Below are 21,758 nucleotides of genomic sequence, written 5' to 3'. Positions count from 1 at the left end.
CGCTCAGACCTGCCGGATGTCCTTCTCCTTCTCGACGAGCAGTTCGTCGATCTTCTTGATCGTCGCGTCGGTCAGTTTCTGAACGCGGTCGGCCCAGTCGCGCCCCTGATCCTCACCGATCTGGTGCTTCTTCTCGAACCCCTTGATCGTCTCCATGCCATCGCGGCGCACACCGCGCACGGCGACGCGCGCACCCTCGGCATATTTGCCGGCTGCGCGGGCGAGTTCGTTGCGGCGCTCCTCGGTCAGCAACGGCAGCGGCACGCGGATGAGCTGCCCGTCCGGCTGTGGGTTGAGGCCGAGCCCGCAGTCGCGGATGGCGGCGACCGTCGCATTGACCATGCCGCGATCCCAGACCTGAACGGTGAGCATGCGGCTTTCCGGCACCGCCACGGTGGCCACCTGGTTGAGCGGCATCAGCGTGCCATAGGCCTCGACCTTCACCGGATCGAGCAGGGCGGGGTTGGCGCGGCCGGTACGCAGGCCGGAAAATTCGCGCTTCAGCGTTTCCATCGCGCCGTCCATCCGGCGTTGCAGGTCGGCGAGAAGGGTATCGAGATCGGCGTCCATGGCGGGCTCCTAGCGCTGTTCCACGATGCGGGTGAACTTCCCCTCGCCCCGCATGACGCTGGCGAAGGCGCCCGGCGCGTGGATGTTGAAGACGATGATCGGCAGGTCGTTCTCGCGGGCGATGCTGATCGCCGCCGCATCCATCACCGAAAGGTCGCGGGCGAGAACCTCGTGATAGGTGAGTTCGGCGTAGCGTTCGGCGTCGGCCACCTTGCGCGGGTCGGCGGAATAGACGCCGTCGACCTGGGTGCCCTTGAGCAGCACATCGCACTTCATCTCGACGGCGCGCAGCGCCGCAGCGGTGTCGGTCGTGAAGAACGGGTTGCCGGTGCCGGCGGCAAAGATCACCACGCGGCCCTTTTCCATATGCCGTTCCGCGCGACGGCGGATATAGGGCTCGCAGACCGCGGACATCGGGATGGCCGACTGCACGCGGGTCGCCACCCCGCGCTTTTCGAGGGCCGACTGCATGGCGAGCGCGTTCATCACGGTGGCGAGCATGCCCATATAGTCGGCCTGGGCGCGGTCCATCCCGCCGGCGGCACCGGAAATGCCGCGGAAGATATTGCCGCCACCGATCACAAGACACACCTCGACGCGCATGGCGACGACATCGGCAATGTCCTGGGCAATGGCGGCCACGGTGTCCGTATCGAGCCCGTAGTCCCGCCTGCCCATCAGGGCCTCGCCGGAAACCTTGAGCAGGACGCGCCGGTAGCGCGTATGGTCAGTCTGGTCTTGCGCTGTCATGGGGGCGTTTCATCCGATTCCGCCGCAAGACGCAAGGCGGGGGGAAGCGGGCGGCACATTGTGCGCGGCGCCGTCGGCATGGCGGGCGAAGAGTTCGAACAGGCGGCGGGCCACCGGGCCCGGCGTGCCCTCGCCGACCGCCACGCCGTCGAGCCGGACCATCGGCTTCACGTAAGACGTCGCACTGGTCAGGAAGATCTCGCGCGCCGCGCGCAGTTCCGCCTCGGACAGGCCGCGCTCCTCGAAGCGGATGCCGGCCTCCTCCATCAGCGAAATCACCGCAGCCCGGGTGCAGCCGGGCAGGATGTGATGATCGAGGTGGCGGGTACGCAGCACCCCGTCTTCATCCACCGCCCACACGGTGGTGGATGACCCTTCCGTGACATTGCCGTCGCGGTCGATCAGGATCGCCTCATAGGCGCCGGCCTCGCGCGCCTTCTGCTTGGCAAGACAGTTGGGCAGCAGATTGACGGTCTTGATGTCGACCCGCCCCCAGCGGATGTCCGGCGCGGTGATGGCGTTACCGGTCCATGTGTCGATTTCGCGCGGGAAGGCCTTGCCATGACGCGCCGTGACCACCAGTGCGGGGGCGACATCGCGCGGGAAGGCGTGGTCGCGCCGGGCGACGCCGCGGCTGACCTGCATATAGACGATGCCCTCGCGGATTCGGTTGCGACGCACGACCTCGCGCAGCACGACGAGCAGCGCGCCATCCTCCATCGGCTTCGGGATGGCGAGTTCACGCAGCGAGCGGGCGAGCCGGGCGAGGTGCAGCCCGGTATCGACGAAGCGCCCGTCATGGACGTGGATGACTTCGTAGACGCCGTCGCCGAACTGGTATCCCCGGTCCTCGACATTCACCGAGGCCTCGCGCTGGGGTACGTAGCGTCCGTTGACATAGGCGATGCGGCTCATGGTTCGGGTGCCTTCATGATGATGGGAGTGGGCCGGCTTTCGCCGATGCCGAGCAGGGCGATGCCGAACAGCGCGGCAAGCACGCCGATCACGATCACCAGCAGGCGCAGCCGGTAGGAAACGAGGCCGCTCGCCAGCTTCGTGTCGGCGGCGACCAGGCCGGCTGCGCGGGCAAGCCCGGCCCGGTCGGGCGTGAGCGTGGCGAGCGTTTTCTGCGCGGTCACGCCGAGCAGCGGGCGAGCCTCAGCGAGCGCGGATTTCATCGCCGCCGGGTCGCCCGTGGCGGCGGCGCTGGCGATTGCCCGCTCCGCCAGGACGCCGCGCATGGCGGGGATCGGCGCCGCAAAGGTCGCGAACACACCGATCAGCGTGATCATCAGGAACGCGGTCAGCATCAAGCCGATCCGCTGGGCCGAAATCCGCATCCGCTCCGCCATCGATGTCACTCCTCGCCGATTTCCGATCCATGCGGCCCGCCAACCGCCGCGTCAATCGGGGCCGATCTGCGCCCCGACGGTTGACAGATGGCGCCATGCTTCCCATAAGCCGCCCCAACATCCTGAACAGCCCGAGAACCGTGTCATGAAAGTCCGTAATTCGCTTCGCTCCGCCAAGGCCCGCGACAAGAACTGCCGCGTCGTGCGCCGTCATGGCCGCGTCTACGTGATCAACAAGAAGAACCCGCGGATGAAGGCCCGCCAGGGCTGACCTGCCCCGCCGGTTCGCCGGCGCATCGCAGCGTGACGCAACGCCCGGACCGCGAGGTTCCGGGTGATTTCGTTCCGGGCAATCCTTGACCGCGTCCGGCGGGCTTCCTCTTTCCGTTTCCGCCGCACAGTATTATCTCACAGGCGGGTGAAGGGGAGAAAGCCGTCGTGATAGCCTTGCCGCAACCGAAAGCCGATGTCCTTGACCGGCGCGATGCCGTGCATGACGGATTGCGCGCCCTGCTGCCCGCGCGTGCGGTGATCACCGACCCGTCACGTCTCAAACCGTACGAGACCGATGGGCTCTCCGCCTATCGCCAGATGCCACTCGCCGTCGTCCTGCCCGAAAGCACAGAGCAGGTCGCCACCGTGTTGCGCTTCTGCCACCAGAACGGGGTCCGCGTCGTCCCCCGCGGGGCTGGCACCTCGCTTGCCGGCGGCGCGCTGCCGCTGGCCGACGCCGTGGTGATCGGCATGATGCGGATGAACCGCATTCTCGACGTAAATTACGCCGACCGTTACGCCGTGGTGCAGGCCGGCGTCACCAATCTCGGCATCACCAAGGCCGTCGAGGCGGATGGATTCTTCTACGCCCCCGACCCCTCCAGCCAGCTCGCCTGCATGATCGGCGGCAATATCGGCATGAATTCGGGCGGCGCGCACTGCCTCAAATACGGCGTGACCGCCAACAACGTGCTCGGCATCAAGCTGGTCACCATCGAGGGTGAAATCCTCGAACTCGGCGGCGCGCATCTGGATACCGCCGGCTATGACTGGATGGGGATCGTCATCGGCAGCGAGGGCCAGCTCGGCATCGCCACCGAAATCACCGTGCGCCTGCTGCGCGCGCCGGAAGGCACAAGGGCGATGCTCGCGGCCTTCAAGTCGAACGAGATCGCCGGGCGCTGCGTCGATGCGATCATCGGCTCGGGCATCATTCCCGTGGCGCTGGAATTCATGGACCGTCCGGCGATCCACGCCTGCGAGGCCTTCGCCAAGGCCGGCTATCCGCTCGATGCCGAGGCCATGCTGATCATCGAGGTCGAGGGCTCCGTCGAGGAGCAGGATGCGCTGCTCGGCCGGATCCGGGAAATCTGCGGCCGGTTCGACCCGATCAGCCTCAAGGTTTCGCAATCGGCCGAGGAATCGGCGGCGATCTGGAAAGGGCGCAAGGGTGCGTTTGGCGCGATCGGGCGGATCAGCCCGGACTATCTCTGCATGGATGGCACCATCCCCACCAGCACACTGCCCGAGGTGCTGCGCCGCATCGGCGAGATGAGCGAGCAATATGGGCTTGGCGTCGCCAACATCTTCCACGCCGGCGACGGCAACCTGCACCCGCTCATCATGTTCGACGCCAACAATCCCGAAAGCATGCACAAGGCGGAAGCGTTCGGCGCCGATATCCTCAAGCTCTGCGTCGAGGTCGGCGGCTGCCTGACCGGCGAGCATGGCGTCGGCGTCGAGAAGCGGGACCTGATGAGCGTACAGTTCACCGAAACCGAGCTCGACCAGCAGCGCCGGGTCAAGACCGCCTTCGACGCTGGCTGGCTGCTGAACACGGCGAAGGTGTTTCCGCTCAAGCCCGGCACGGACACGGCGCCGGCGCCGATGCCGCACGCGGCATGATCGCCCCCTCCGACGAAGCCGGGTTGGTCGCGGCGATCGAGGCGGCGGCGGCGTCACACACCCCGCTGACCATCGAAGGGCTCGGCTCGAAGGCCGGGTTCGCCCGCCCGGTGCAGACGGCCGAAACCCTGTCCACCCGCAACCTCACCGGCATTCCGCTGCATGCGCCGCAGGAGCTCATCGTCTCCGCGCGCGCCGGCACCACCCTGGCCGCGCTCGAGGCGAAGCTGGCGGAGGCTGGCCAGCACCTGATCGCCGAGCCGCCGCATTACGCCTTTCTCGGCGCCGAGGCGCAGACGGTCGGCGGCATCATCGCGACCAATCTGTCCGGCCCGCGGCGGATCGCTTGGGGCGCGATGCGCGACCATGTGATGGGCATCCGCGCCGTCACCGGCCGGGCGGAGGTGATCCGCTCCGGCGGGCGCGTGCTGAAAAACGTCACCGGACTCGACCTCTGCAAGCTGTTCACCGGCTCCTACGGCACGCTCGGCGTGATGAGCGAGATCACGCTGAAGGTGCTCCCCGCACCGGAAGCAACAGGCACCGTGCTGCTGGCCGGGCTAGATGCGGCAACCGCCGTCAAGGCGCTGTCGGCGGCGCTCGGCTCGCCCTTCTCGGTGACGGGAGCCGCGCATTTGCCCGAAGGCGCCGCGGCGGCGCTGGGCCATGCGCGCCCGATCACCATTGCGCGGATCGAGGATTTCACCGACTCGGTTCATTACCGGATCGGCCGCCTCGCCGAAATCTGGGGTGCGTTCGGCATGGTCGAGCAGCTCGACACCTCGGCCAGCCTGGCGCTCTGGCGCGCGGTGCGCGATGCCGCGCCGCTAGCCGTGCGCGAGGGTGATGCGGTCTGGCGCATTTCCGTGCGTCCATCCGCCGGCCCATCCATTCTCGAAGCGGCACAGGCCGCGGGACTCGATGGTTATCTCGACTGGGGCGGCGGTCTGGTGTTCCTGAGCGGGCCGGGAGATGAGGCGGCGCATGCCGCCATCGCCAACGCTGCGCGACGTGCTGGCGGTGAATGGTGGCTGTTGCGCGCCCCGGACGCGCTACGCCATAGCCCTGACGCCTTGCCGCGCGAGCCAGACGCGCTGGCCGCGATCCGCTGCCGTGTTACCGCCGCATTCGACCCGGCCGGCATTCTCAACCCCGGGCGGCTTCACGCCGCCTGAGCAGGAGCAGCGGGCGCCTTGCGCTCGAGGACGAAGACACATGCAAACCAATTTCACGCCCGACCAGCTGGCCGATCCCGACATCGCGGTGGCCGACCGGATCCTGCGCTCCTGCGTGCATTGCGGCTTCTGCACCGCGACCTGCCCGACCTTCGTGACCGTCGGCGACGAGGATGACAGTCCACGTGGCCGCATCTACATGATCAAGGACATGCTGGAGACCGGCGCGCCGGCCAGCGAACCCGTCGCCTTCCATCTCGACCGCTGCCTGTCATGCCTCTCGTGCATGACGACCTGCCCCTCCGGCGTCGATTACATGCACCTGATCGATCACGCCCGCACGCGGGTCGAGGAAACCTATGACCGCCCGGCGCATGACCGTGCGCTGCGCAGCCTGCTCGCGGCAATCCTGCCCTATCCCACCCGCTTCCGCGCGGCTCTGCGCGCGGCGGCGCTCGGCCGGCTCGGCCGCAGCCTCGTGCGGGGTGAGGGCACGTTGGTGCGCCGGATGCGCGCCATGCTCGATCTTGCCCCCGCAAAGCTGCCGCCGCCAAGCTCGACGGAGCGGCCCGGCGTCTTCCCCGCACACGGAGAGCGGCGCGCGCGCGTCGCCCTGCTCGCCGGCTGCGCGCAGCAGGTGCTCGACCCCGGCATTCACGACGCGACGATCCGCCTGCTCAACCGGATGGGTGTTGAGGTCGTCGTCGCCGCCGGCGCCGGATGCTGCGGCGCCCTCACTCACCATCTCGGCCGGCACGAAGCGGCGCTCGGCTTCGCCCGCGCCAATGTCGCCGCCTGGACGCGGGAGATCGGCGCCGGCGGGCTGGATGCCGTGGTGACCGATACGTCCGGCTGCGGCACGGTGCTGAAGGATTACGGCTTCCTGCTCCGCAACACGCCGGAAGCGGCGGATGCCGCGCGTATTTCCGAACTCTCGGTCGACATCACCGAACTTCTGGTCCGGCTCGACTACCAGCCGAGCCGCACACTCGCGGCGCCGCTGACGGTGGCCTATCACGCGGCCTGCTCGCTGCAGCACGGTCAGCGGGTCACCGATGCACCGAAAACCTTGCTGCGCCGCGCCGGCTTCGCCGTCGCCGAGCCGCGCGACCCGCATCTGTGCTGCGGTTCGGCCGGCACCTACAACATCCTCCAGCCCGAAATGTCCGAACAGTTGCGCGCGCGCAAGCTCGGGACGTTGCACGCCCTCAAGCCGGACCTCATCGCTGCCGGCAATATCGGTTGCCTCACCCAGCTTGCCGGCGACGGTCTGCCGACGATCCATACCGTGGAACTGCTGGACTGGATGGCCGGCGGCCCCCGCCCGGCCCGGCTACCAACCGGCGGCTGATTCCGCCTGATTCATTATCTGTTAGGCTGTGGTGTGAAATAACCGCGGCATGAAAGCGGCGGGCCGGTTACAGGATCGAAGGGCAACCTTGTCTGCCGCAACCTGTACCGCGCTTGCGCTGGTCGCCGCCGCCATTACGATCCTTGCTTCGGCACGGACGATCCCTGCCGTTCTGCACGGCACGTTGTTCGATCCTGACAGTTACATGCGCCTGGTCAGAATTCGCCAGGGTTTCGCTGCGGGACATCTCGTGAACATCGTTCTGGGCGACGATTCGGGTCACCCTCTGGTCGTGGAATGGTCGCGACTTTTCGATGCAGTCATCGTCGCGCTTGCGGCCCCTCTCGCCCCGTTCATTGGCTGGACCCGCGCGCTCTTCGCGGCCGGCGTGGCCACCGGCCCGCTCTCGGCCGGGCTGCTCGCCGTCGGCCTTGCTTTCGCGGCCTCCCCACTGACCGGAGGCCGATGGATCTGGGCGCCGGCAATCATCGCGCCGCTGCTGCCTGGCATCCGTAGCTTCAACGTTGTCGGCATCGTGCATTACCACATTGCGCAGGTCGCGCTGACCGCCATCGCCATTGGCTGCACGCTGCGCGCCGGCGCGGGAGACAGGCGGATGGCCTGGGCCGCCGGTCTGTGGGGCGGGCTGGCGATCTGGATGATGCCGGAGACAATGCCATTCGTGGTGCTCGGCTTCGGCGCGCTCGGCTATCTGTGGCTGTTCCGCCGCCTTGGCTTCATCCTGGTCCGGATTGGCGCAGGATTCGCGGCAACACTATGGTTCGCGCTCTGGATCGACCCGCCGCACGGCGGCATGCTGACGCCCGAGATCGACAGGCTGTCGATCGTCTACGCCATGCTTGGGCTTGCGATCGCGACCAGTTGCGTCGGGCTCGCCTGGCTGGACCGGTATGCGCCGGAAACGCGCCGTGCCTCGCTCGGCCTCATCGGCGCCACCTGTGTTTTCGCGGTCTGGCTGGCGGCGTATCCGGAAGTGGCGCTGGGGCCCTACGGCCTGATCCCCGCAAAGGCGATGCACATCTTCTTCGGCAGCATCAACGAGGACCAGCCGACCGACACACTGGCGCTCGCCGCCAGCCGGCTCGGTCCGGCACTGCTCGGGCTGGGATACATTCTCCATCGCTTTTGGCGGTGCCGACACCTACCGGCCTTTGCGGGCATCTGGCTGATTGCCGCCGTCGGGCTGACGCTCGCGGCGGGTCTTACGGCGCGGATGATGATCTTCCAGCAATATCCGGCCGCCTTCGCGGCCGGACTGGCTCCCGTCGCGCTGCACGATATTTCCGCCCGTTTTGCCTCAACGCCGCGGCGAGCGGCGACATTGCGTCTGGGGCTGGTCTGGCTTCCGGTCGTTCTCGCCTATGTTCCGGCGCTGGCGCTGGCCGCGGGCCGAAGCGCGACGCCGGGCAACCAGGAACGCTGTTCTCTTCGCGCAGCTTCCGCCTTGCTGGCCCCCGCAACCGGCCGGATCGTGCTGACAGATCCCAGCCTGGTACCGGAGTTGCTTTACCGGACACGGGTCATCGGCGTGGGTTCACTTTATCATCATGGGCTCCGCGCCTTCATGCGCGACTGGAAGGCGTGGCGCACTCCGGCGGGCGTGGCCGAGCCAGCTGCGGTACGGTCGACAGGCGCGGCGTTCGTCTTGTTCTGCCGGGCTGACGGAGCACATTCGGCTCTCGGTCACGGAGCCGCCGCCGACGCCCTTTGGCCCCTGCTTACGTCGGGCCAGACGCCTTCCTGGCTGCAACCGCTCGGGCATGCCGGTGGCTATCGACTATACCGGATCCGGATTTCGGCGCGCTGACAAAAGAAAAGACCGGCACGCCTTTGCGCGTGCCGGCCCATCCCGTTCCAATGAAAGAAACCTTCAGTCGACTTCCTGCGGCGGCGCCGACTCTTCCTGGTCGCCATCCGGCTTTGGAAGCGCGGGCTTGGGTGCCTCGGCAATGTCGAAAGCCAGTTCACCGTCACGAACCGTCACCTTCACGCCGCCGCCGGTTGCCAGCCGGCCGAACAGCAGCTCCTCGGCGAGCGGCTTCTTGATCTGCTCCTGGATCACACGGGCCAGTGGCCGCGCGCCGTAAAGCGGATCGTAACCACGCTCGGCGAGGAATTCCTTTGCGGCCGAGGAAAGCTCGATCGTCACGTTGCGATCCGCAAGCTGTGCCTCAAGCTGCATGACGAACTTCTCGACCACTCGGGCGACGATCTCCGGTGTGAGCCCCGAGAACGGAATGACCGCGTCGAGCCGGTTGCGGAATTCCGGGGTGAAGAGGCGCTTGATCGCCTCTTCGTCTTCTCCGAGACGCACATCACGACCGAAGCCGATCGCGGTCTTCGCCATATCGGCCGCTCCCGCATTCGTCGTCATGATCAGGATCACATTCCGGAAATCGACCGTCTTGCCATTGTGGTCGGTCAGTTTGCCGTGATCCATGACCTGCAGCAGGATGTTGAACAGGTCTGGATGTGCCTTTTCAATCTCATCGAGCAGCAGCACGCAGTGCGGATGCTGGTCGACCGAATCGGTCAGCAGGCCGCCCTGGTCGAACCCGACATAGCCCGGCGGCGCACCGATCAGGCGGGAGATCGAATGGCGTTCCATGTATTCCGACATATCGAACCGCGTCAGCTCGATCCCCAGGGTGGAGGCCAGCTGACGGGCAACCTCGGTCTTGCCGACGCCTGTGGGGCCGGAGAAGAGGTAGCAGCCGATCGGCTTCTCGGCGTCGCGCAGTCCCGCACGGGCCAGCTTGATCGCCGCGGACAACGCCTCAATCGCGGAATCCTGGCCAAACACCATCGACTTGAGATCCCGCTCAAGCGTGCGCAGCGTCTCCTTGTCGTCGGCCGAAACCGATTTGGGCGGAATCCGCGCGATCTTGGCAACGATTTCCTCGACATCGCGCAACGTGACGGTCTTGCGCCGCTTGTTCTCGGGCAGCAGCATCCGCGAGGCGCCAACCTCATCGATCACATCGATCGCCTTGTCCGGCAGTTTGCGGTCGTGGATGTATTTCGCCGAAAGCTCGACCGAGGCGCGGATCGCCTCGTCGGTGTAGCGGACCTTGTGATGCTTCTCGTAGGTCGTCTTGAGGCCGCGCAGGATCTTTACCGCATCATCGATCGAGGGCTCGTTCACGTCGATTTTCTGGAACCGGCGCACCAGTGCGCGATCTTTCTCGAAATAGGAGCGGAATTCCTTGTAGGTCGTCGAGCCAATGCAACGCAGCGCGCCGGATGAGAGGGCCGGTTTGAGCAGGTTCGAGGCATCCATGGCGCCGCCGGAGGTCGCACCGGCGCCGATAACGGTATGGATTTCGTCGATGAACAGCACCGCTCCGGGCATGGCCTCAAGCTCGGAAACGACCGCCTTGAGCCGTTCCTCGAAATCGCCACGATACCGTGTCCCGGCGAGCAGTGCCCCCATGTCGAGCGCATAGATCGTCGCCTTGGCCAGCACTTCCGGGACCTCGCCGTCGACGATGCGCTTGGCCAAGCCCTCGGCGATCGCGGTCTTGCCAACGCCGGGATCGCCGACGAAGAGCGGATTGTTCTTCGAACGACGGCAGAGAATCTGGATCGTCCGCTCGATCTCGGTTTCGCGGCCAATGAGCGGGTCGATCTTGCCGGATTGCGCCTTCTTGTTGAGATTGACGCAATAATTCGCCAGTGCGTCCTGTCCGCGCTTCGGCTTCTGCTCGGGTTCGGCCTCCGTGCCCTCGGCGCTGCCCGAAGGGGGGCGCGGCACGGAGCGGCCGGGCGACTTCGCGATTCCATGGCTGATGAAATTGACGGCGTCCAGCCGGGTCATATCCTGCGCCTGCAGGAAGTAAACGGCATGACTCTCACGCTCCGAGAACAGCGCGACCAACACATTGGCGCCGGTCACCTCGTCCCGACCGGACGACTGCACGTGGATCGCGGCACGCTGCACGACGCGCTGGAACCCGGCGGTCGGCTTCGGGTCGCCGCCACGGTCGGTGGCAAGTCCGGCCAGTTCCTTGTCAAGGAATTCGGTCGTCTCGCGGCGCAGGCGCTCAATGTCGACACCGCAGGCGCGCAGCACCGTCAACGCATCGGCGTCGTCAATCAGGCCCAGCAGAAGATGCTCCAGCGTCGCATATTCATGCCGGCGCTCAGCGGCGAAGCCGAGGGCCCGGTGCAGCGTCTGTTCAAGATTGCGAGACAGCATATCCGATACTCTCCAAGCCGGTCTTCCGTCGGGCAGCCCGTGCCACCCTGGTCAAGCCCGATGCGGCCCAAGCCGCGGTCCTTTCGTCAGGCCGGTTTCCAATGTCCTTCAACAGGCCTGTCGCAATACTGACATGATACGCCGAAAATCTTTCGCAATAGTGACCGGGAACAACACTTCCATGCCATCATCGCGCCCGGCGGCGGCCTGCACCGCCCTATTCCTTCTCGATCGTGCACTGCAGAGGATGCTGGCTCTGGCGGGCAAGGTCCATGACCTGCGTCACCTTGGTTTCAGCAACCTCATAGGTGAACACGCCGCACACCCCGACACCCCGCCGGTGCACATGCAGCATGATCCGTTCGGCCTCCTGGCGGCTCTTGCCGAAGAACCGCTCAAGTACATGAACGACGAATTCCATCGGCGTGTAATCATCGTTCAGCATCAACACCTTGTACAGGGACGGCTTGCGCGTTTTCGTGCGCGTCCTGGTCGCCACTCCGGTGCCCAACCCGTTTCCGGTTCCTCGACGATCTGAGCCTGACATCAGCGTATTCTCGGTCCTCACCACCATATCCTATCCATACGCCCCGGCGGTGGGAAAGAGAAAATTTTCGCCCGACCGTCGATTCGCCGTGAGAGGTCCGGTCAGAAGCGGACCGAAGCGGCGAACGAGCCGTATTCGTGGATCCCGCCGGTCTGCCCATGGAAGCGCTCGGTCTGGAACACCTGCGTGTAGGTCAGGCGCACTCCGCGCCAGATGACCGCCACCCCGGCCTCGACCGAGCCGACCACCCGGTAGGGCTGCACGGACCGGCTCGGCTGGAACAGCGTCCCCTGCAGATATTCGTCATGCGCGACCAGCTTCGCCCCGGCGCCGGCGAAGACATACCAGGCAAAGCGGCGTGCGCTGTAGGCATCGCCGCCGGACGGGGCGGGGCTGATCAGGGGCGCGCCGAAATCGGCGCCGAGCCCCTCGCCGACGCGGAAGACCACGCCCGGTTCGGCATAGATTTCGGTCGTGCCGGCCATTGCCGAAATCTGCGGCAGCGCATCGGCCTCCAACCCAGCGCCCGGGTTCGTCAATGGCAGCCGCCAGATGCGGGAGGCGAACAGATCGAAGGCCGGCTCGCTCGGCAACTGATAGGCCCAGCCATGCGTCCGCCCCTGGCCAATGATCGCATGCGTCGTGTTCTGGACGATCTCGGCCCCGGCATCGCGCCCGAACACGCCGGTGTCGAACCCCATGATCGTCCGCGTCCGGTGCGTGTCCTGGATAAGGCTGAAACTTGCCAGCAGCGAACCGGCATAGGGTTCGTCATTGACCGGCGGGTTGATCAGCGTGGTCGCCGCCGGCGTGAAGATCTTCTGGGTGAGGCTGATGCTGACGCGCTGGCGCCCCTGGCCGAGCACCGCATGCCCCCACGCCGCCAAGCCCTGCGGCACCGCCCCTGGATTCGACGTCCAGCCGAGATGAAATCCATTCACATAAAAGCGATCGGTCAGGCTTTGCGTGCTGATCGACGCGTTCTCGTCCTGCAGCGTCCAGATGCCGCTTGGGAACGTTCCCCCCGCACGGGCCGGCGCGGGAATCAGCGCAAGCATGGAGACGGACGTGGCGAGAGCGGCCAGGATTCGGTTCATCTGGAGCGTCCTGCTTGGATGATCGGACCGCAGGGGCAGCCCGAAGGATGGAAAAATGTTCGAAGGAGAAATCGTTCCCGGTGGAACGATTGCAAGTCAAGTGTTGAATGCGGGACACAGCTGCCGCCGAAAAGACATCGGGATGCGCATAAGACACATGTGAAGACTTGCGATTTTCACCGCCGGATGAGCAACCATTTCACGGTCAAATGATAACCCTCGTGATCAGGTCTCATACCGAACGAATTGGCCGGGCAGCCCTGCGGCGTATCGTGCTGGGGCTGGCCCTTCTGGTCGTGGTGCTCGCAACACCCGTATTGGCGCGCGCGGCCTCGCCTGTTGGCGACTGGTTGACCGGCGAGGGGGGCGCCGTGGTCCGCATTGCGCGCTGTCATGATGGGAAGGCTTTGTGTGGACGCATCGTCGGCATCATGCTCGATAGCGGCGCGCGTATGCCAGTTGACTGGCAAGGCCGGCCCCAATGCGGGTTCGAGCTGATCCGTCCATCCGTTCGGCGCAACGGAGAGCTCTGGCGGGGCCGCATCGTCAATCCGCGCAATGGCAACCGTTACCACGCCCAATTCCGCGTCGACCGCGCGGGCCAGCTGGCGCTGCGCGGCTATATCGGCCTGCCGATCTTTGGTGAGACGCGGCACTGGATGCGCTACGACGGACAGGTGCCGGACTCCTGCCGGATCGATCAGACCCAGATCGCCGCCGCCGGGCGGAATGGCGGCCGCGCGCGGGAGTGATTACCCCGCCGCGCGGATTTCGGCCTCGAGCCCGACCAGCGAGCCCAGCCTCGCCAGGCGCCGCTCGATCGGATCGCCGGCGAAGACCCCACTCCGCGCATCCAGAAACAGAACGAGCCGGCTGTCGTCGCGTAGCAGTCTCGTCGCCGCAAGCAGTGCTGGCGTGCCGGCCGACAGGGTGTAGGCGAGGCGCAACGCCGCCCCCAGCGTTTCGGCGCGCCGCGCCGTCGCCATGTCGAGCAGCGCCCGGGCCGGCGCCAGAAACGCGCTTTCCACCGGCGCCTCGTAACGCAGCGCGAGAGTGAGAGCGAGAAAGGCGCGGGCGTGATGGTCGAGCCCGACACCGGTCTGCCGCAGCACCCGCAGGAAGGCCTGCTCGGCGCGATATTCCGGATGTTCGTGATTGCCGATATCGGAGAACCAGCACGCCCCTTCACGCAGCCTTCGGTGCGAGGCGGATTCGTCGGGGAACAGCGTCGCTGTCCAGGCAATCAGCGCGCCGGGCAAAGCAGGGTCGCGCAGCAGCCCCACCGTGAGGTCCCGGCCGGCCGCGATCAGCGGATCCTGGGTGCGCATCGCCTCGGGCAACTGGCGCAGGAACCAGCCCTCGCGCAGGCCGTTGGCGCTGAACACCACACGGCTGGCCCCCGTCGCGCGCAGCAGGCGGCGCAGGATGATGGCGGCAAAGGGCAGATCGTCGATCCGCTTGCGCGCCACCCCCGGCATTCGTTCGATGAGCTTGCGGCTGGCATCGCCGACCACCGCGGACAGGTCGCGCGCCTCGTCCCGGCCGACCGTGTAGTGGTGCACCATCGCCAGCGGATAGCCGGTCTGGGCGATATGGATGCGCGCCAGCGCACGGAAGGCCCCGCCCGACACGAACAGATCCCCCCCCTCGCCATCGCCGAGAAAGGGCACGCCCGCCAGCTCGTCGGACACGATCGCGCGGGCCCGGGCGCGGTCTTCCTGGGCGCGCTCGGCCAGTCGGATCACGCCGATCGGCACCGTCGCCGCCGGGCCGATCCGCCCTTCGGACAGGCGCACGAGTTCGAGCGAACCGCCGCCGAGGTCGGCGAGAATGCCGTCCGCCCCCGGAATGCCGCACAACACGCCCTCGGCGGACAGCCTCGCCTCTTGCTCGCCACTCAGGATGATGACCTTCAGGCCGGGAATCTCAGCCTCGAGACGGGCGACAAAATCCGGCCCGTTCTCGGCATCGCGCACGGCCGAGGTCGCCAGCGCCTCGAAGGGGGCGGCCCCCATGGCGCGGGCGATGGCCCCGTAGCGACGCATCACCGTCACCGTCTCGTCCATCGCCGCCTCATCGAGGCGGCCGGTGCGGATCAGTCCGCGCGCGAGGCGCAGCACCGCCTTTTCGTTGAAGATCTGCATCGGGTTTCGGGACTCGCCCTGAAAAACCACGAGACGGACCGAATTCGACCCGAGATCGACGACGGCGCGGCGGCGCAAAGCGCCGGGCGCCGGTTCGTGAAGCATGCGCGTCATGTCGTCTGCGTAGCGCAGCCGGAGTACGGACGGTAGGGGGGTGTGGCCCGTGACGCAGACCGCCGCTATTCGCAACCCAGCCGCGCCGGAAGGCATTTGCCACCCCTGAGCGCCCCTTCGCGTTTGACTTGGCGGCCCGGCTCCGCACAATAGCGTGGTTGCGAAAGAAAGTGACCACGACATGATCCCTTCCCTCATGCCGAACTACAACCGGATCGACGTCGAGTTCAGCCACGGCGAAGGCGCCTGGCTGACGGCCGCCGACGGCCGACGATTCCTCGATTTCGGCGCCGGGATCGCGACCTCCTCGCTCGGCCACGGCCATCCCGGCCTGACCCGGGCGATTGCCGATCAGGCGGCGAAGGTGATCCACGTCTCGAATCTCTATCGCGTGCCGCAGGCCGAACGCCTCGCCGCCCGCCTCGTCGCGGCGAGCTTCGCCGATAGCGTCTTTTTCTGCAATTCGGGCGCCGAGGCGAACGAAGCTCTGGTCAAGGCCTTCCGCAAGACCATGGCGCGCGAGGGCAAGCCCGAGCGCTACCGCGTCATCTGCGCGCAGGGCGCGTTCCACGGCCGCACGCTGGCGATGATCAGCGCGACCGGCAACTCCAAATATCTCGAAGGCTTCGGCCCGCCGGTCGACGGTTTCGACCATGTGCCGTTCAACAATCTCAACGCGCTGCGTGACGCCATAACGCCCGAGACCGCTGGTATCCTGGTCGAACCGATCCAGGGCGAAGGCGGCATCCGCCCGGCGACAATGGAATATCTGCGCGGGCTGCGTGCCGCGGCCGACGAGTTCGGCCTTCTGCTCGGCTTCGACGAGGTGCAGTGCGGCATGGGCCGTACCGGGAAGCTCTTCGCCCATGAATGGGCGGGTGTCGTGCCGGATGCGGTCAGCACCGCCAAGGGCATCGCCGGCGGGTTTCCGCTCGGCGCCCTGCTCGCGGGCGAACGGGTCGCGGCCAGCCTCGTGCCCGGCAGCCACGGCACGACCTATGGCGGCGGTCCCCTTGCCTGCGCCGCCGGCAATGCCGTGCTCGACACGGTTCTCGCCCCCGGCTTCCTCGATGCGGTCGAGCGCACCGGCCGGCGCCTGCGCGCCGGACTGGAGACACTTGCCGCCCGCCATCCAGATGTGTTTTCCGGTGTGCGCGGCCAGGGGCTGATGCAGGGGCTGGTCTGCACGGTGCCGAACGGCGAGGTGCAGAACGCCTGCTTCGCCGAAGGGCTGCTCATTGTCGCCGCCGGCGACAACGTCGTGCGCCTGGTGCCGCCGCTGATCGTGCGCGATGCCGAGGTGGACGAGGCCCTGGCCCGGCTTGACGCCGCGGCCCGGCGCTGCAAACCGGCCACCGCCCGGGACGCCGCGCAATGAGCGCGGCCATCGATACCGGCCGCCCCCCCGCGGCGCCGCGCCATTTCCTCGATCTGTCGCTGCTCGACACGCCGACGCTGCGCCACATGCTGGACACGGCGACGCGCTTCAAGCGCGCCGGCCGCGCCCTCGGCCATCCGCTCGCGGGGCGGGCGCTGGCGCTGATCTTCGAGAAGCCCTCCACCCGCACCCGCGTCAGCTTCGAGATCGGCATGCGCCGGCTCGGCGGCGAGGTGATCATGCTTTCCTCGCGTGAAATGCAGATCGGCCGCGGCGAGACGGTGGCGGACACCGCCCGCGTGCTCTCCCGCTATGTCGACGGAATCATGCTGCGCACCGACCGTGAGGAAAAGCTGCGCGAACTCGCAGCACACGCCACCGTGCCGGTGATCAATGGACTCACCGAGCGCTCCCACCCCTGCCAGGTGATGGCGGATGTGATGACCTTCGAGGAACAGCGCGGCCCGATCGCCGGCCAGCGCATCGCCTGGATCGGCGACGGCAACAACATGGCCAAGAGCTGGATCGAGGCTTCGGCCCGGTTCGGCTTCCAGCTCCGCCTCGCGTGTCCGGAAGAGCTGCTACCCGACGCCGAGGCACTCGCCTGGGCGCGCGCGCAGGGCGCCGACATCCAGCTCACCACCAGCCCGGCCGAGGCCGTTGAAGGCGCGCGCTGCGTCACCACCGACACCTGGGTCAGCATGAGTGACGAGGACGTCGAGAGCCGGCACAACATTCTCGCCCCATACCGGGTGGACGAGGCGTTGATGGCACGAGCGGCGCCGGATGCGATCTTCATGCACTGCCTGCCGGCCCATCGCGGCGAGGAGGTCAGCGCCGGCGTCATCGACGGTCCGCAGTCGGTCGTGTTCGACGAGGCGGAAAACCGACTCTTTGCCCAGCAAGGTATCCTGGCCTGGGCACTCGGCGCGGCGTGATCCGGTTCAGGCCGTCCGCAGCCGCTGCGCCGCCCGCCAGCGCGGATAGAACACGCTGATCGCGAGCCCGGCAAACACCAGCCCGGCCGCGCCCAGCTTCCAGGCCGGCATCGGTTCGCCGAGCCAGAACACTGAGGCGGCCATTCCGAACACCGGCACCAGCAACGCCATCGGGCTGACGGTTGCCGAAGGGTAGCGCGCCAGCAGGAACGCCCAGCTGCCATAGCCGAACCAGCTATTGCCGACCGATTGCCAAACCACCGCTAGCCAGCCGGCGGGCGAGGCATATGTCACCGAATGGAGGATCGCCGCCGGCCCTTCGCGCAGCAGCGCAACGAGAAGAAGCGGCGGAGCGGCGAACAGGCTCGACCAGACGACATAGGCGAGCGCGTTGCGCGCCCCGCTCTCCCGCGCAACGATATTGCCGATCGCCCAGGACGAGGCGGCCAGCAGCACCAGCAGCAGGCCGAACAGGGTTGTCCCGCCGCTCACATGCCGCATGATCACGCCGATGCCCGCGACGGCGAGCAGACAGGCGACGATCTGAAAGATGCGCAGACGCTCGCCGATGCGCGCCATCGAGAGAAAGATCGTGAAGAAGACCTGTGTCTGGATCACCAGCGAGGCGAGGCCGGGGGAAATCCGCCCGTCCATCGCGAAGAACAGCAGGCCGAACTGGCCGGCGCCGATCAGCAGGCCGTAGGCGGCAAGATTGGACCACTTCACCCGCGGCCGGGGCAGAAAGAAAACACCCGGCACGGCTGCCAGGGTGAAGCGCAGTCCGGCGAGGAGAAACGGTGGAAACTGGTCGAGAGCCAGGCGAATGACGACGAAATTCGTGCCCCACACGGCCACGACGGCCAGAGCGAGCAATGCATGGCGCGGACTCAGAACTTGCGACTCGCTCACGACCGACCTTGTCTGACACGTGGTGGCACGGCCGGGCGTGCCGGGACGAAGCGGCGGAGACGGTCCGGCGTCAGCTCCAGACGGTAAAGGCGGCGATCAGCAGGATGGTGACGATCACGCAGATCGTGGTGACCGTGATGAAGCGCGAGAAGCTATTCCAGCCCGTCTGACTGGACTGTTCAAGCTGTTCCAGACCGATCGGGAACTTCTTGGGGCCTTCCGTGTCAGCCATCATACGTGCCTTGAACCTTTCTTGCCGCCGTCACCTTGCGTGACCGTTGTGTTCTCTCGCAGCCACGCCGGACATGGCCGCGCCCCCGCAACGGCGAAACACATCCTTGTGACTTCTCCGGTTGATATTGCGTCCCGCAGTCAAACGCAAGGGTTGAGTAGACTGGCCCGTGGGTCGGCGGGCACCTGTTCGCCGCAGATGAGGTTGCGCAACGCCTGCGGATAGATCCTGTGCTCCTGGACGAGCACACGGGCTGCCAGGCTCGCCTCGGTATCGCCGGGCAGCACGGGAACCGCCGCCTGCGCGAGTATCGGCCCCTCGTCCATCACTTCCGTCACGAGATGAACGGTGCAGCCATGCAGCCTCACACCGGCGGCGAGCGCGCGGGCATGGGTGTCGAGCCCCGGAAACGCCGGCAACAGCGAGGGGTGGATATTCAGCATCCGCCCGGCCCAGCTGCCGACCAGAAATGGCGTCAGCAACCGCATGTAACCGGCGAGGCAGACGAGTTCGCATCCCGCCTCGCGCAGCGCCGCATCGATCGCCGCCTCATGCGCCGCACGGTCCACGCCAAAATCCCGCGCCGGAATAGCCCTCGCCGGAATGCCGGCGCGGCGGGCCGTCTCGAGCCCCGGCGCCGCAGCCCGGTTCGACAGCACGATCGCGATCTCGGCCGGAAAGTCCGCCGCCGCCGCCGCGGCAACCAGAGCCTCCATGTTCGAGCCGCGCCCCGAAATCAGGATGCCGACGCGGCTCTTCATGCGAAGAGTGCGTCCGCCCGCTCGATCGTCACCTCCGGCGTTCCGGACGCGCTGGCGATACGGCCAAGGCGGTGTGACTCGATCCCGGTTTCCGCCAGCAGTGCCCGCGCGGCCGGTTCGTCCGCAGGACGGACCACCAGCACCATGCCGATCCCGCAGTTGAACACGCGCAACATCTCCGCCGCCGCGACATCGCCGGCCCGCGCCAACCACGAAAAGACCGGCGGCACCGGCCAAGGCTGGTCGATCACCGCCGAGGTGCCCTCGGGCAGCACCCGCGGCAGATTGCCGGGCAGGCCGCCGCCGGTGATGTGCGCGGCGGCGCGCAGCAGCCCCGCCCGCGCCAGCGCCAGCACCGGGCGGACGTAAAGCGCCGTCGGCGCCATCAGCGCGGCGCCGAGCGTCTGCCCAGGCGCGAAGGGCGCCGGGGCGTCAAGCCCAAGCCCGGCGGTTTCGATGATCCGGCGGACCAGGGAAAACCCGTTGGAATGCACGCCGGTGCTGGGCAGGCCGAGCAGGATGTCGCCAGGCGCGACACCCTCGGGCAGCAGGCGACCGCGCTCGGCGGCGCCGACCGCGAAGCCGGCAAGGTCGTAATCCCCCGCGCCATACATGCCCGGCATTTCCGCCGTCTCGCCGCCGGTCAGCGCGCAGCCGACCTGCCGGCACCCCTCGGCGATACCGGCGATGACCCGCGCCGCAATCGCGGGGTCGAGCCGCCCGGTCGCGAAATAATCGAGGAAGAACAGCGGTTCCGCCCCCTGCACGACCAGATCGTTGACGCACATGGCAACAAGGTCGATGCCGACCGTATCGTGAATCCCGGTATCGATCGCCAGCCGCAGCTTGGTGCCCACGCCGTCGGTCGTCGCGACCAGGACGGGATCGGTGAACCCCGCCGCCCGGGGGTCGAACAGCGCGCCGAAACCGCCGATGCCACCGACCACGCCGGCCCGGGTCGTCGCCTTCGCCAGCGGCTTGATGGCCTCGACCAGGGCGTCGCCCGCCTCGATATCCACGCCGGCGGCACGATAGGTTTGCCTCTTGCCGTCGTCCTTGCTGGTCATGCCCGCCTCCGATGCGCTAGTCTCGGTTCATGGATGCTTCGGCCACCCTGCACAGCGGCACCAGGCCGCCCCCCGGGCCAACCCCGGCCATCGCGATGGCGCGGTTATCACCACAGCGCGACCTGCAAGGCAACTCGGACGGCCGACCCCGCCCATGAGCGACATGACCGGAACCGGCTTCCGCTGGCAGCGCTTCGGCTGGATCGCGGCAGGACTGCTGCTGCTCGTGCTGTTCCTGCGCCTGTTCTCGGCGATCCTGCTGCCCTTTGTTGCGGCGGCCGGCATCGCCTATTTCCTCGACCCTGCGGTCTCCGCCCTGCACCGGCTGGGCCTGCCCCGATCCCTCGGGGCAATCATCATGCTGCTCGCGATGATCGCCGGCGTCGGCCTCTGCGCGCTGCTGCTCTATCCGCTGATTTCGGCGCAGATCAGTCTGCTCGCCCAGCAGTTGCCGGGCATGATCGCCGGGTTGCAGAAATTTACCGCCCATCAGATCAGCCTCATCCAGGCACGATTCGGCTCCGGCTTCGTCTCGAACAAGCTCCAGTCCCTCGTCAGCAACGAGGCGGGAGCGATCGTGAATTTCGCGGGCTCGGCGGCGCGCCAGGTGCTGGGAACCGGCTTTGCGCTGTTCAACATCCTCACCCTTCTGGTGATCACGCCGATCGTCGCGTTCTACTTCCTGCGCGACTGGCCGCTGGTCATGGGACGGCTCGATTCATGGCTGCCTCGCTCATATGAAAGCGTGATCCGCAACCTCGCGCGCGAGATCAGCCGGATCCTGAATGCCTGGCTGCGTGGCCAGGCGATATGCTGCCTGTTTCTCGGCGTCTTCTACGCGGCCACGTTGACGCTCGCGGGTCTCAACCTCGGCCTCGTGGTCGGTCTCACCGCCGGGCTGCTGTCCTTCATTCCCTATGTCGGCACCATCGTCGGCGCGGTCTCCTCGATCGTGCTCGCCCTCGGCCAGTTCGGCGGCCTCGACCACGTGCTGGTCGTCGGCGGCATCTTCGTCATCGGCCAGTTGCTGAACGACTATGTGGTCGCACCGCGCTTTCTCGGCGACAGGCTCGGCCTGTCCTCCGTCTGGGTGATTTTCGCGCTGTTCGCCGGGGCGGAGACGTTCGGCTTCCTCGGCGTCCTGCTGGCCGTGCCGGTCACCGCGACGCTCGGCGTGCTCGCGCGGTTCTGGCTGCGCCACTACCTGCAGAGCCCGCTCTATCTCGACCCGCCGCGGCACAGTGCGTAGCGCCGG

At 67.2% G+C, this 21,758-nt stretch carries 21 protein-coding genes; 9 read left to right on the top strand and 12 right to left on the bottom strand.

Annotated elements, in window-relative coordinates; translation table 11 throughout:
- Positions 1-3 precede the first annotated feature (3 nt).
- The 4 genes from frr to ACRY_RS15260 are packed head-to-tail and all read right to left on the bottom strand — an operon-like array spanning position 4 to position 2,672.
- Positions 4-570, bottom strand: a complete 567-nt coding sequence (gene frr, locus ACRY_RS15275) for a ribosome recycling factor (protein WP_007421638.1) — start codon at positions 568-570, stop codon at positions 4-6.
- A gap of 9 nt (positions 571-579) precedes the next feature.
- A complete protein-coding gene (gene pyrH / locus ACRY_RS15270) occupies positions 580-1,320 on the bottom strand; it encodes a UMP kinase (RefSeq protein WP_007421637.1) in 741 nt (246 codons plus the stop codon).
- Positions 1,321-1,329: 9 nt separating this feature from the next.
- Positions 1,330-2,235, bottom strand: coding sequence for a D-amino-acid transaminase (locus tag ACRY_RS15265; RefSeq protein ID WP_012040138.1), 906 nt, complete (start codon positions 2,233-2,235; stop codon positions 1,330-1,332).
- Positions 2,232-2,672, bottom strand: coding sequence for a hypothetical protein (locus tag ACRY_RS15260; protein WP_007421635.1), 441 nt, complete (start codon positions 2,670-2,672; stop codon positions 2,232-2,234). The genes ACRY_RS15265 and ACRY_RS15260 overlap by 4 nt, the downstream gene beginning before the upstream one ends.
- Before the next feature lie 145 nt (positions 2,673-2,817).
- On the opposite strand from ACRY_RS15260, the gene ykgO reads away from it, so the two are divergent.
- The 5 genes from ykgO (at position 2,818) to ACRY_RS15235 (ending at position 8,925) form a co-directional block, all read left to right on the top strand.
- Complete coding sequence (ykgO, locus tag ACRY_RS15255; protein ID WP_007421634.1) at positions 2,818-2,943, top strand: type B 50S ribosomal protein L36; 126 nt, start codon at positions 2,818-2,820, stop codon at positions 2,941-2,943.
- Positions 2,944-3,110: 167 nt separating this feature from the next.
- Entirely contained in the window at positions 3,111-4,571 is a 1,461-nt protein-coding gene (locus tag ACRY_RS15250) for an FAD-linked oxidase C-terminal domain-containing protein (protein WP_012040137.1), read from the top strand.
- Positions 4,568-5,746, top strand: coding sequence for an FAD-binding protein (locus ACRY_RS15245; protein ID WP_012040136.1), 1,179 nt, complete (start codon positions 4,568-4,570; stop codon positions 5,744-5,746). The genes ACRY_RS15250 and ACRY_RS15245 overlap by 4 nt, the downstream gene beginning before the upstream one ends.
- A 40-nt stretch (positions 5,747-5,786) precedes the next feature.
- Positions 5,787-7,097, top strand: coding sequence for a glycolate oxidase subunit GlcF (gene glcF / locus ACRY_RS15240; protein ID WP_012040135.1), 1,311 nt, complete (start codon positions 5,787-5,789; stop codon positions 7,095-7,097).
- Between the two features lie 49 nt (positions 7,098-7,146).
- On the top strand, positions 7,147-8,925 hold the full coding sequence (locus tag ACRY_RS15235; RefSeq protein WP_012040134.1) for a hypothetical protein: 1,779 nt from the start codon (positions 7,147-7,149) through the stop codon (positions 8,923-8,925).
- 63 nt (positions 8,926-8,988) lie between these two features.
- Here the strand turns inward: ACRY_RS15235 and clpA are convergent, their stop codons facing one another.
- The 3 genes from clpA to ACRY_RS15220 form a co-directional block, all read right to left on the bottom strand.
- Positions 8,989-11,316 (bottom strand): ATP-dependent Clp protease ATP-binding subunit ClpA, encoded by a 2,328-nt coding sequence (gene clpA, locus ACRY_RS15230; protein ID WP_007423195.1) that lies wholly within the window; start codon positions 11,314-11,316, stop codon positions 8,989-8,991.
- A 217-nt stretch (positions 11,317-11,533) separates the two neighbouring features.
- The gene (clpS, locus tag ACRY_RS15225) at positions 11,534-11,890 is read right to left on the bottom strand and encodes an ATP-dependent Clp protease adapter ClpS (RefSeq protein WP_012040133.1); all 357 of its coding nucleotides are present in this window, start codon (positions 11,888-11,890) and stop codon (positions 11,534-11,536) included.
- A gap of 74 nt (positions 11,891-11,964) precedes the next feature.
- Positions 11,965-12,960, bottom strand: coding sequence for a lipid A deacylase LpxR family protein (locus ACRY_RS15220; protein WP_012040132.1), 996 nt, complete (start codon positions 12,958-12,960; stop codon positions 11,965-11,967).
- Between the two features lie 209 nt (positions 12,961-13,169).
- Between ACRY_RS15220 and ACRY_RS15215 the strand changes: the two genes are divergently transcribed.
- The gene (locus tag ACRY_RS15215) at positions 13,170-13,712 is read left to right on the top strand and encodes a DUF2147 domain-containing protein (RefSeq protein WP_231295286.1); all 543 of its coding nucleotides are present in this window, start codon (positions 13,170-13,172) and stop codon (positions 13,710-13,712) included.
- Here ACRY_RS15215 and ACRY_RS15210 read toward each other — a convergent pair whose 3' ends face one another.
- Positions 13,713-15,218, bottom strand: coding sequence for a Ppx/GppA family phosphatase (locus tag ACRY_RS15210; RefSeq protein ID WP_013640877.1), 1,506 nt, complete (start codon positions 15,216-15,218; stop codon positions 13,713-13,715).
- Between the two features lie 181 nt (positions 15,219-15,399).
- On the opposite strand from ACRY_RS15210, the gene ACRY_RS15205 reads away from it, so the two are divergent.
- Both ACRY_RS15205 and argF read left to right on the top strand, forming a co-directional pair.
- Positions 15,400-16,596: an aspartate aminotransferase family protein gene (locus ACRY_RS15205; protein ID WP_012040129.1), complete on the top strand. Its 1,197-nt coding sequence runs from the start codon at positions 15,400-15,402 to the stop codon at positions 16,594-16,596.
- Entirely contained in the window at positions 16,593-17,534 is a 942-nt protein-coding gene (gene argF, locus ACRY_RS15200) for an ornithine carbamoyltransferase (RefSeq protein WP_007423189.1), read from the top strand. Before ACRY_RS15205 ends, argF begins: the two co-directional genes overlap by 4 nt.
- Before the next feature lie 6 nt (positions 17,535-17,540).
- On the opposite strand, the gene ACRY_RS15195 is transcribed toward argF, so the two are convergent.
- From ACRY_RS15195 to purM, 4 genes are all read right to left on the bottom strand, one after another.
- The gene (locus ACRY_RS15195) at positions 17,541-18,443 is read right to left on the bottom strand and encodes an EamA family transporter (protein ID WP_012040128.1); all 903 of its coding nucleotides are present in this window, start codon (positions 18,441-18,443) and stop codon (positions 17,541-17,543) included.
- A 70-nt stretch (positions 18,444-18,513) separates the two neighbouring features.
- Entirely contained in the window at positions 18,514-18,675 is a 162-nt protein-coding gene (locus tag ACRY_RS19810) for a hypothetical protein (RefSeq protein ID WP_154653547.1), read from the bottom strand.
- 140 nt (positions 18,676-18,815) lie between these two features.
- Positions 18,816-19,436: a phosphoribosylglycinamide formyltransferase gene (gene purN, locus ACRY_RS15190; protein WP_012040127.1), complete on the bottom strand. Its 621-nt coding sequence runs from the start codon at positions 19,434-19,436 to the stop codon at positions 18,816-18,818.
- Positions 19,433-20,503 carry a phosphoribosylformylglycinamidine cyclo-ligase gene (purM, locus tag ACRY_RS15185; protein ID WP_012040126.1) on the bottom strand — a complete coding sequence of 357 codons (1,071 nt, stop codon included), beginning with the start codon at positions 20,501-20,503 and terminating at the stop codon, positions 19,433-19,435. Before purM ends, purN begins: the two co-directional genes overlap by 4 nt.
- A 154-nt stretch (positions 20,504-20,657) precedes the next feature.
- Here purM and ACRY_RS15180 point away from each other — a divergent pair, with 154 nt between their 5' ends.
- The gene (locus ACRY_RS15180) at positions 20,658-21,752 is read left to right on the top strand and encodes an AI-2E family transporter (protein WP_012040125.1); all 1,095 of its coding nucleotides are present in this window, start codon (positions 20,658-20,660) and stop codon (positions 21,750-21,752) included.
- Positions 21,753-21,758: the final 6 nt, after the last annotated feature.

The sequence above is a fragment of the Acidiphilium cryptum JF-5 genome (genome assembly GCF_000016725.1).
GTDB classification, from domain to species: Bacteria; Pseudomonadota; Alphaproteobacteria; order Acetobacterales; family Acetobacteraceae; genus Acidiphilium; species Acidiphilium multivorum.
Note: the sequence above shows the minus strand (reverse complement) of the source record. Positions and strands in the feature narration are given on the sequence as shown.

Bases quoted from the DNA above. Each gene is read 5' to 3' on its own strand.
- frr (WP_007421638.1), bottom strand. From the start codon at position 570: ATGGACGCCGATCTCGATACCCTTCTCGCCGACCTGCAACGCCGGATG.
- pyrH (WP_007421637.1), bottom strand. From the start codon at position 1,320: ATGACAGCGCAAGACCAGACTGACCATACGCGCTACCGGCGCGTCCTG.
- ACRY_RS15265 (WP_012040138.1), bottom strand. From the start codon at position 2,235: ATGAGCCGCATCGCCTATGTCAACGGACGCTACGTACCCCAGCGCGAG.
- ACRY_RS15260 (WP_007421635.1), bottom strand. From the start codon at position 2,672: ATGGCGGAGCGGATGCGGATTTCGGCCCAGCGGATCGGCTTGATGCTG.
- ykgO (WP_007421634.1), top strand. From the start codon at position 2,818: ATGAAAGTCCGTAATTCGCTTCGCTCCGCCAAGGCCCGCGACAAGAAC.
- ACRY_RS15245 (WP_012040136.1), top strand. From the start codon at position 4,568: ATGATCGCCCCCTCCGACGAAGCCGGGTTGGTCGCGGCGATCGAGGCG.
- glcF (WP_012040135.1), top strand. From the start codon at position 5,787: ATGCAAACCAATTTCACGCCCGACCAGCTGGCCGATCCCGACATCGCG.
- ACRY_RS15235 (WP_012040134.1), top strand. From the start codon at position 7,147: ATGAAAGCGGCGGGCCGGTTACAGGATCGAAGGGCAACCTTGTCTGCC.
- clpA (WP_007423195.1), bottom strand. From the start codon at position 11,316: ATGCTGTCTCGCAATCTTGAACAGACGCTGCACCGGGCCCTCGGCTTC.
- clpS (WP_012040133.1), bottom strand. From the start codon at position 11,890: ATGGTGGTGAGGACCGAGAATACGCTGATGTCAGGCTCAGATCGTCGA.
- ACRY_RS15220 (WP_012040132.1), bottom strand. From the start codon at position 12,960: ATGAACCGAATCCTGGCCGCTCTCGCCACGTCCGTCTCCATGCTTGCG.
- ACRY_RS15215 (WP_231295286.1), top strand. From the start codon at position 13,170: ATGATAACCCTCGTGATCAGGTCTCATACCGAACGAATTGGCCGGGCA.
- ACRY_RS15210 (WP_013640877.1), bottom strand. From the start codon at position 15,218: ATGACGCGCATGCTTCACGAACCGGCGCCCGGCGCTTTGCGCCGCCGC.
- ACRY_RS15205 (WP_012040129.1), top strand. From the start codon at position 15,400: ATGATCCCTTCCCTCATGCCGAACTACAACCGGATCGACGTCGAGTTC.
- argF (WP_007423189.1), top strand. From the start codon at position 16,593: ATGAGCGCGGCCATCGATACCGGCCGCCCCCCCGCGGCGCCGCGCCAT.
- ACRY_RS19810 (WP_154653547.1), bottom strand. From the start codon at position 18,675: ATGGCTGACACGGAAGGCCCCAAGAAGTTCCCGATCGGTCTGGAACAG.
- purN (WP_012040127.1), bottom strand. From the start codon at position 19,436: ATGAAGAGCCGCGTCGGCATCCTGATTTCGGGGCGCGGCTCGAACATG.
- purM (WP_012040126.1), bottom strand. From the start codon at position 20,503: ATGACCAGCAAGGACGACGGCAAGAGGCAAACCTATCGTGCCGCCGGC.
- ACRY_RS15180 (WP_012040125.1), top strand. From the start codon at position 20,658: ATGAGCGACATGACCGGAACCGGCTTCCGCTGGCAGCGCTTCGGCTGG.